Source organism: Geitlerinema sp. PCC 9228 (genome assembly GCF_001870905.1).
In the GTDB taxonomy this organism is placed as follows: domain Bacteria; phylum Cyanobacteriota; class Cyanobacteriia; order Cyanobacteriales; family PCC-9228; genus PCC-9228.
The window spans coordinates 42616-52105 of record NZ_LNDC01000106.1; the positions used below are offsets into that span (position 1 = coordinate 42616).

A 9490-nucleotide genomic window follows, 5' to 3' on the forward strand; every position below is an offset into this window, starting at 1 on the left:
GACCACACGGACAATATCTCCCGTTTTCCAGTCTTTGGGAGGATTTTTGGGCTGATATCCAGCGCGGGGAAAACCATATTTGTCGCTAGGGCAAGGGACAGGTACGGCTTCCATTGTATCCGGCAACATTGGGCAAAAATGAATTAATCCGACGAACATTGTATCTTATTGTGCAGCGCCTGGCGTCTTTGCAGGGCTTCCGTGCAGTGGGGATTGATGGAAAGGGCAATGCCGTAGGAGCGCAAACTGGCATCATTTTGCTGGAGTTTTTCTAACAATTTGCCCCGCAGCAGCCATCCGCGATCCTGCCTGGGTTGCAGGTGAACGGCCCGTTCGTAGGCGTTCAATGCTTGGGCGTATTTTTCCCAAGCTTCCAGCAGCTGCCCCTTTTCGATCCAGCTTTGGTAGTGTTCCGGTTGCAAAGCGATCGCGCAGTCGTAGGTTTCCAACGCCTCCCGATAACGCTGCAACGTCTTTAACAAGCGGGCGCGCTCCAGGTACAGATCCAGCCGGTCATTGCGGATTTCCAACAAGCGATCGCAGACTTGTAAGGCTTCCTGGTAGCGTTGCAAACTTTTCCACAGGCGCATCAAAGCCATGGAAGCTTCACCAACCCACCGGTCGCCCTTGGTAGCCGCCAAGCTGTTCACCTTGCGATACGCCGCGATCGCACTTTCGTACTTGCCCATGGATTCGGCAGCCAAACCGCGGTAGTACCAAGCCTCCAACCAGCCAGCCTGGAACGACAGGGCATTATCCAACGCCACCAACGCCTCCTGTGCCCGACCCAATTGGTAGAGCGCCTTGCCTCGCCACAGCCAAGCCGGTGCCAAATATTCGTCCAAATAGGTAGCGCGGTCGAAATCCGCCAGGGAACTACCGTAGCGACCGGATTCGTAGTAGACCATCCCCCGTCCGTGCCAAAAGGGAGCGCGATCCGGTTGTAGGGAGAGGGCTCGATCCAAACAAGCGATCGCCGCCTCGTACCATTGATGTTTGAGACACATCCCCTTGCGAAACCACAAATTGGCTTGCTCTGGGTCTGCCTGTAGGGCACGGTCGTAGCAACGCACTGCCAACCTATAATTTTGCAATTTCTCCAGGGCATAGCCGTAGTAATACCAAACCCCCATTTCCTGCCCTTGCAAGCCCACAGCCCGCTCGCAACTTTTAGCCGCCGCCGCATACTGCCCCAGTCCCAAAAGCACCACCGACCGCTGGACCCACAGCGATGCCACCGTTGGGCGCAACTGTACGGCGCGATCGTAGCATTGCAAAGCTTTTTGGTAGCAACCGCGACCCTGGTACAACCTGCCCCGAGCGTACCAAGCTTCGTAGTAAGCCGGCTGGTAGCGGGTTGCCCGTTCGTAGGCCGCCAACGCCGCGTCCCCATCTTGCAGTTCCTCCAGCGCCAATCCCTGGTAGTACCAAGCAATGGGTTGTTTCACATGCAACTGGATACTGCGCCCCAAAGCCCCTGCCGCCTCCTGGTAGCGACCTTGACGGTACAGCAACATGCCTTTATCCATCCACAAGTTATAATGGTTATCGTTGAGCGCCAGCGCTCGGTCGTAATCTGCCAAAGCTGCCTCTGGCAAATTGAGCTTTTCTAAAGTTTTTGCCTTTTGCCACCAAATTTTCCCGCGGCGACCTCCTTGAGGGGACTTGGCTAAAGCTCTTTCGTAGCAAGTGAAGGCTTGGGGATATTTTCCCGCTGCATACAACCGATTGCCTTTCGCCACATCCGGCGCTGCTCCCACCAAGCGAGACATCAACCCCCCCAGAGAATCCAAAAAGTTTTCTAGGGGTAGTAGAGGCGCTTCGCGTTGCGCGGGCGCTTCGCGTTGCGCCCCTACTGTCGCTTTGGTAGGGCGTCGGTGTGGGGAAGAATTGGCATACGAACGGTGATTTTTGCGAGCTGCCGACGTTTCCCTTTCCGAAGAAAAGGCGTCCGTGCGGTCGGTGGTCTCGCCTTGCCAGATACGGCGGTTGCGAACAGATGGGTTCGCTGCCGGGGAATTGGGAGCAACCGACCGAGATGGTGGGGATTTGGGTTGGGCGGGGAAATGCTCGGCCATGAAAGTTCGATTTCGGTGACGATCTGTTCCGATGGTGATATTGGTGCCACGATGGGACAAATCGAAGCGGGAAAGCAAGACCCTCCGACAACGAGAGTGCCCCAGACACCAGTCCTTTTCGCAACCATCGTAGCAAAAAGCTGTCCGTTCGACGCGATCGCGAAGCTCGGTCCTTTCCCAGCCAGAGCAGCCACCACCAATCGGCGGCATGAAGTTGCCGATTGCCATCAATAGAGGGCATCCTTAAAAGGGAAACCAAGCAAAAACGAACCACAGGGCGCAACGCGTTGCGCCTGGGCCCTTCGCGAAGGGCCCAAGGGGTTCGGCGCGAACAGCAACCACAGGGTAGGTAGTAAACGCGGCATGGAAGCAAAAAACGTACGTTTCGGTAAAGGATCCATTGTCCAACGTCTGCTGGAAGGCGTAAATTTGCGCCCGGAGGAAGGAGAGCGAACGCTGTTAATGTTTGCTTTCTCCACAGCCACATCCGTGGGATTGATTTGGTTGGAAGCGAGTACAGTAGGTCTGTTTCTCGATCGCTACGGTGCCCAGTCTTTGCCTTGGATTTATATTGCCGGCGCACTTATTACATCGCTGTTGGGATTTTTGTACTCCTGGCTGCAGTACGTGCTTTCCCTACGATGGGCGATTGTCACCGTAGCAGCCACCATGGCCATTCCCCTGCTGTTTTTCAGTTTGGGACTCAAAATTGCCGGCATGATGGGGGTCATGATTTTTCTCATGCGTTTGTGGCTCGATGCCCTCTACGTCATGAACGATATCAATACCTCTATTACCGTCAACCAGTTATTTAACATTCGCGAAATCAAACGCACCTATCCTCTGGTTAGCAGCGGCATTCTGGTCGCCGACGTACTCAGCGGGTTCTCCTTACCTTTTTTAATCGGTTGGTTCGGGGTAGATAACATTCCCCTGATTTCCTTTCTCATGCTTCTGGTGGGTGCTGTGGTTCTATTTTACGTCGGCCAGAGCTACCAACAGTTTTTCCCCGACTCCAAAGGGCGCTACAACGAACTGGAGGACGAAGAATACACCAACCGCCGCATGCAAGAACCGGTACGCAAGTATGCTGTGCTGGTATTTGCTTTTTTTATTTGCGCAGAAGTGCTGTACTTGCTGGTGGATTTTCAATTTCTCAGCGAACTGGAACAGCAAAGCCGTTCGGAAGGCTCTCTAGCTACCAATGTAGCCAGTTTTCTCGGTCTGTTTAACGGCATCATTGGCATCGGCGAACTGGCCATGCAGTGGTTTGCTTCCAGCCGCATTATCGAAAGGTTTGGTGTATTTATCACCGCTGCCCTGCTGCCGGTTTTGGTTTGCGTGCTGGGGGGCATTTCCATGATGAAACTACTGCCGTTGTTCGTTGGCTTGATTTTATTAAAGTTCTTTGACGACCTACTGCACTATACCCTGGTGGAAAGTACCGGCGCGGTTTTGTTTCAACCCATCCCCGACAACCGCCGCTCCCGCATTCAAGCTTGGGTAACCGGCGTTGCCGAACCGGTGTTCACTGGCGTCACCGGGGTGGCGATTTTGGGGGTAATCTGGGGCGTCCAACAGGTGGACTTTGCGGCTTTAGGTATCTCCAGCCAGCAACTGCAGGAGTGGATTTTCTTAATTGTTATTGTTTTTATCGCCCTGCTGTGGTTGGGGGTAATTTACCTACTGCGCAATGGCTATGTGAGCTTGCTGGTGTTTAGCGCCCAACGGGAACGTTTGGGGACTTCTAATGTGGATATGGGCGCGCTGAAACAGGCGGTGATCAAAACGTTGGACCAGCCGGGAACTGAATCGGAAAAGCGTTCTTGTATCGAACTGCTGAATCAATTTGCCCCTAAGGAAGTGCCGGAAATGCTGGCACCCCGTTTGACGCAGTTGCCGACGGCTTTGCAGCAGCAGAGTTTGGAGGTGATGCTGCAACATCCGGAACTGCCCTATGTGGAGTCGGTGCGTGGGTTGATGAAACAGTCTACTTCGCCGGAGGTGGTGGCGCGGGCGCTGCGCTATATTTGGCTGACGGAAAAATCTTCGGATTTGAATTCCCTGCGCCCCTATTTGCGACCGGAGGTGGACCCGGTGGTGCGGGCTACGGCGGCTTCTATGATTTTGCGCGATGGCACTAAGGAACAAAAGGCGGAGGCTACCAATACAATTCGCCGCATGCTGACCCACAAGAACGAACGGGAACGGGTGATGGGCTGTCGGGCGTTGGGGGATGCGGATTATTTGCAGGCGTTGCGGTTGCACATTCCCAATTTGCTCCAGGATGAGTCGCTGCGGGTACGCTGCGCTCTGTTGGAGGTGATTGCTTCGACTCGCTATGAGGAATACTATCCTTCTTTGTTGCGGGGGTTGTATTACAAGTCTACCCGAGAGGCGGCGATGCAGGCTTTGGTGAAGCTGGGTTCGGAAATTTTAGACCGTTTGGTGGAATTAGCCCAGGACGTGCACAAGCCAGATATCGTGCGCATGTATGCTTGGAGTACCATTGGCAAGATTGGTAACCGGGAGGCGATTGATGCGTTGGTTTCGGGGGCGATCGCTTCTTGGGGGGTCACCCGACGCAATATTTTGCAGGTGCTGCTCAAAATGCCCCAGGAAGCCGGTATTGAAGGGGTGGCAGAACGTTTGGGGCGCAGCGGTGTGGAGTTGCTCATCGACCAGGAGTTGATGCTGCTCGCGCAGGTGTACATGGCCCGGTTGGATACCGAACCCGATTTGGTCGCCTCCACCCAAGCGGAATCGGGGGATTCCATGCCTATCCCAGATGGCAAGGAAGGTCCCTACAGCGGTTCTCGCTTGATGGTAGAACCAGCTCTGACCATGCTGCGGGATGCGTTGGCGTATATGGAAAAGGATGCCATCGAACGCATTTTCTGGTTGATGAAATTTCTCTATCCTATTAGTTCTATTCAGGGGGCGGCTTTTAATTTAAATTCCGGTTCGGTGGGCAATATGGCGAAGGGATTGGAGATTTTGGACAATGTTTTGGATATTTCTAGCAAGGGGGCTTTGTTGAAAGTATTGGACAAACGCTCTGATGAGGAAAAGGTTCGCAGTTTGAACGGACTGGTGCGCTACGATCCCCTCTCCCCAAGCGATCGCTTGCGGCATTTGCTGGAACGCCGCTATTTCCTCTCGGATTGGTGTCTGGCTTGCTGCTTCCACGTGGCAGTTGCCGGACGTTGGTCCCTGACGGCAGAACAAACCCTGGCAGGTTTGCGCCATCCCAGGGGGTTTGTGCGCGAGGCGGTTTTGGGCTATCTCAAAATGGCTTCTCCCGGGTCGTTGGTAGAAGTGCTGCCTAAGATGAAAAACGATTCCGATCCATTGGTGGCGGCGCAAGTGCGGCAAATGATGGCAGAATTCAAGGGGGATGGTTCCACCAGCTCGCTTTAGAGGATCAACCAACTACGGCGACCAACTCGATTTTTGGTTCCTGCCGCCTGTGCATGCTGCCCAGATTCCCAAACTAGTTGTTCGGTACCTAATTGTGGTTGGTTTGAATGCGGCGCACCCCAGCGGTGGATGTGCCCAGATTTCCATCCAGCATTCTTTGCTTCCACAGGCTCGCATACGTTTTCAATATGTTAACCAGTCTCGATCGCTTATTATTTGTCCGGGGGGTCCCCATTTTTAAAGAGTTGCGCGATGATTTTCTCGTGCGTCTGGCCTCGGTAATGGACGAACTCTCGTTTCCCGCCAATTATACGATTTTTATGGAAGGTCAAGAGGGGCGATCGCTGTATATTGTGGTATCCGGTCGCGTACGGGTGCACATCGGCGATCGGGAGTTGGCTCAGTTGGGCAAAGGCAAATGTTTTGGGGAAATGTCCCTATTTGATGCAGAACCGCGTTCGGCCACGGTTTCTACTTTAGAACCCTGCGAATGTTTGGTACTCACCCAACAGCAACTCTACGATGCCATCGACGAAACCCCCGGCATTGCCATCAACATCATTCGCTTGCTCTCCCGCCGCACGCGGGAACTCAACCAAAAATTAAACGCCGCCGAAGCAGCGAAAAAAGGCTTGCGGGGGGTGGATTTGAGCTAGGGTCGGCAAGAGGAAACCCCATGGCATGGAGATTTGGTTTCCTCTCGATTCCCTGGCGTTGCCGGTTAGAGTTGGTTGTGTTTTTCTAGCAACTGCTGCGCCCGCGGTTTGTACACCAGGTAAAATAGGGCTTCAATGTAGCGCAACAAGTCTTCCCGATTTTCTTGGGAGGAATAGTTCCAGAATCCGTAAATTTTGCTGAGGGTGAGAATGCGATTGGTGTGGATTTTCCACGTGTAGCAGCTGTACACCCGTTGGATCGCCCGTTCGGAAAGCTGCTGCCAGTATTGGGGATCGCGATCGCATTTTTGGATAAACGCCAGCAGGATATCAGCGGTTTCTTCCACGTTGGTGGGGTTAATCAAAAACCCATTTTTCCCATGCTGTATAATTTCCAAAGGTCCGCCAAACTGGGTGGCAAATGGGGGCAACCCGGAAATCATTGCCTCCAGAATGGTCAAACCAAAGGCTTCAAACAAGGCCGGTTGGACGAAAATCCCCTGGCGGTCGGCAATCACCCGATAAATTTCCCCGGAATCGCTCTTGGAAAGCCGCACGCCCAACCAACGAATTTTGCCGTAGAGATTGTACTCATCGATGAGCTGATAAAGTTTGTGGATTTCGGCAATTTCTTCGGTGTCGTTGGAATCTTCCGGACGCAACTTGCCCGCCACCAAAATCAGGTTGCATCGCTGTTGCAGTTCCTTACTTTTGCCGAAACACTCCACCAAACCGCTGAGATTTTTAATCCGGTCCAAACGCGCCATGGAGAAAATCGGCCGTTTGTCAGGCTCGTCTAACTTGCCAAAGACGTGGTCCGGATCTTCCAGGGTAAAAGCTAACTCTTCCAAGCGATCGCGCATGCCATGCAAGCGCAATTCTTCCCGAGTATGGGGGAAATACACCGCCTCGTTCACGCCAGGAGGAACCAAATTAAACTTAGGACTAAACAGTTCGATACCGTGAACCACATGATACAGTTGGGGCATGGTGAAACAGGAGTAGGACTCGTACTGACCCACCCCATCTTCGGTCCCCACAATTTCTTGGTAGGTACTGCTCACAATAAAATTCGCCGCGTTCATGGCAATCAAGTCCGCGGTAAATTGCAGGGAGAAGTGATAGCGGTCTTCCAAATCCTCCCAGTACAAATTGCTAAACAGGTACTTGGATTTTTCCAGAGCGTGGGCAATATTGCACTGGATCACCTTCAGGCGTCTGGCGAGCAAAAACGCCACCAAATTGCCATCGGAATAGTTGCCGATGACCAAATCCGGTTTGCCCTGCATCTGTGCCAGCAGTTCTTTTTCCGCATCCAAGGCATAGGTTTCCAAGTACGGCCAAATTTCAAAGCGGGAAATCCAATTTTGCGTCACATTGGCGTTAAACTCCCGGAAAGGCACCCGCAAAATCCAGCCGTTATCTGTTCCCCGAATTTTTTCCAGGCGTTGGTTGCACAGAGTGCCGTCGCTGTTGGGAATCAAACGAGTGAGGATAATCACCTGGGGATGAACCCCGAGAACGTCCAAACCTTGCTGTTCGAATTCTGCCTGCAACTGTTTTTCCAAACTGCGGGCTTGGTCGAGGACGTAAACCACCTGACCGCCAGTATCCGGACGACCCAAAACCCCTTCCTGACCGAACCAGCCATGCACGGAAACCAGCACGATTTTGAAAATCATGGGAATCCGGGAAATGAAGGCTTCCAGAGTTTGGTGGTCCGGCGAGTCAATGAGTTCGTCGAGAATTTCCAGGGTTTCTTTCACGCGGGAGGCAGTATTGCCCCAACCCGGTTCGAAGCCCAATCCTTGAAAATCAAAGCGAAACTCGCTGTAGGGGGTTTCCGGGTTCACCCGATTGACATAAGCCAGGGCTTGCTTGACGCTTTTGGAGAGATTTTCCTTGGTTTTGAGGCGGTCGTTAATCAGCAGCTGCATGCCATTGGCAGAGTGCAGGCGCAAGAATTGAAATAAGGACTCCAACCATTTTTGCGGGTCTTGGAAGAGCTTGCTGGATAGATAGCGGTTGAGAAATTGCAAGCCCTTGCCAATATTTTTGGGATCGCGAATGGTGGGGGAGTAATCGTAAAACGGTTTGAAATCGATTTCAAAAACATCCCCTTCGTGCGGGAAATAGCGATCTACAAAGCGATCGCGCACGTCAAGCAAATCCTGCACCGACATGGGTTCGACCCCCATTTCCTCGTCGATGCGGTAGGCTTGTTGGATGGCAATTTGCGGGCGGACGATGGTGCAAATGCTTTCCTCTTCCAGGATAATTTCTTGGGTATAGTAAATCAGATTTCCCAAATGGGAACTGTTGTAGAAAGACGCCGGTTTCTCGTGCTTGTGGCAGTATTCTGCAAAAGCACGTTCGATATCGTTGCGCAGCAAGTATTTTTGTTCTTTCGCTCGCAGGTCGAGAATGAATTGGCGCAGATCTAGTTTTTCTTCAGAATGAATAACAGCCTGGATCAACTCGGACATAACAACATCCCTAGACAAAGACAAACACACGCCGAGCGAGTCGTTTGAGAATACCCACTCGTACCACTTTATCGATCGAAACAAATCTCCCCACTGCGATCGCGGGCAAATTGCGATCGCGCGCTAACATTTCCCGCCCCAGGAAATGGGGTCGAGAAAACCAGCCAAGCCACAGCTTGCCATCGATGAAATTGCCTGCCAGTCTAGCGCAAATCGGGGCACTATCTAGCCACCCAGCCGAAGTCGGAATTGCCTAGCTACCAGATACACCGCGTTCGATACAAGCATTTCCCGCCGGCCGCTCAGTAGCACACGGCGATCTTATCTCGATTGGCAGAAAATTTTCTATCCACCACCGTCCGCATTCGCCACGAATTTCCCCAATGCCGATCCAAACACCGACGCAAAAAACTGTCCTAGCCATTCCATACGTGAATAGGTCGGGAGCTTGATAGCCCTGCTGCTTTAGCGCGGGGTGGAAAAGCGACTCGTGCGGCTTTAGCCGCCGTCACAGCTTCTCAAGTCGTCCTGCCTCAATCCTGACACTTAATCTTAATTTCATGGAACTGGCTACCCACTGGCTACCTCAATAGGCTATTGTAATAGTATGAAGACGCTCAAGTTCAAGCTGTACAACCACAAGCGAAATCGTCACCTGAAGCGCATCGTTAATGCCTCGGGAACGATTTACAACCACTGTATTGCGTTGTATCGTCGGTACTATCGGATGTGGGGCAAACACTTGAACTGCTCCAAGCTCCAGAAACATATTGCTAAGCTCAGAAAACGTAATCCTTCCTGGAAAACCGTTGACGCTCAAGCAGTGCAAGACATCTGTCAGCGTATCGAA

At 52.6% G+C, this 9490-nt stretch carries 5 protein-coding genes and 1 pseudogene; 4 read left to right on the forward strand and 2 right to left on the reverse strand.

The annotated features are described in order from the left end of the window. Positions 1-143 precede the first annotated feature (143 nt). The gene (locus AS151_RS11665) at positions 144-2078 is read right to left on the reverse strand and encodes a tetratricopeptide repeat protein (RefSeq protein ID WP_170861376.1); all 1935 of its coding nucleotides are present in this window, start codon (positions 2076-2078) and stop codon (positions 144-146) included. 15 nt (positions 2079-2093) lie between these two features. Here AS151_RS11665 and AS151_RS22110 point away from each other — a divergent pair, with 15 nt between their 5' ends. From AS151_RS22110 to AS151_RS11675, 3 genes are all read left to right on the forward strand, one after another. After that, on the forward strand, positions 2094-2312 hold the full coding sequence (locus AS151_RS22110) for a hypothetical protein (RefSeq protein WP_170861377.1): 219 nt from the start codon (positions 2094-2096) through the stop codon (positions 2310-2312). 129 nt (positions 2313-2441) lie between these two features. Continuing rightward, positions 2442-5498 (forward strand): MFS transporter, encoded by a 3057-nt coding sequence (locus tag AS151_RS11670; RefSeq protein ID WP_071517232.1) that lies wholly within the window; start codon positions 2442-2444, stop codon positions 5496-5498. Between the two features lie 188 nt (positions 5499-5686). Continuing rightward, complete coding sequence (locus AS151_RS11675) at positions 5687-6154, forward strand: cyclic nucleotide-binding domain-containing protein (protein ID WP_071517233.1); 468 nt, start codon at positions 5687-5689, stop codon at positions 6152-6154. 65 nt (positions 6155-6219) lie between these two features. Here the strand turns inward: AS151_RS11675 and AS151_RS11680 are convergent, their stop codons facing one another. Continuing rightward, positions 6220-8640, reverse strand: a complete 2421-nt coding sequence (locus AS151_RS11680) for a sucrose synthase (RefSeq protein ID WP_071517234.1) — start codon at positions 8638-8640, stop codon at positions 6220-6222. A gap of 607 nt (positions 8641-9247) precedes the next feature. On the opposite strand from AS151_RS11680, the pseudogene AS151_RS23235 reads away from it, so the two are divergent. Continuing rightward, a pseudogene (locus tag AS151_RS23235) lies at positions 9248-9490 on the forward strand (RNA-guided endonuclease TnpB family protein); the annotation flags it as partial.

Excerpts from the sequence above, each read along its gene's own strand:
- AS151_RS11665 (WP_170861376.1), bottom strand. The coding sequence starts at position 2,078 with ATGGCCGAGCATTTCCCCGCCCAACCCAAATCCCCACCATCTCGGTCG.
- AS151_RS11670 (WP_071517232.1), top strand. The coding sequence starts at position 2,442 with ATGGAAGCAAAAAACGTACGTTTCGGTAAAGGATCCATTGTCCAACGT.
- AS151_RS11675 (WP_071517233.1), top strand. The coding sequence starts at position 5,687 with ATGTTAACCAGTCTCGATCGCTTATTATTTGTCCGGGGGGTCCCCATT.
- AS151_RS11680 (WP_071517234.1), bottom strand. The coding sequence starts at position 8,640 with ATGTCCGAGTTGATCCAGGCTGTTATTCATTCTGAAGAAAAACTAGAT.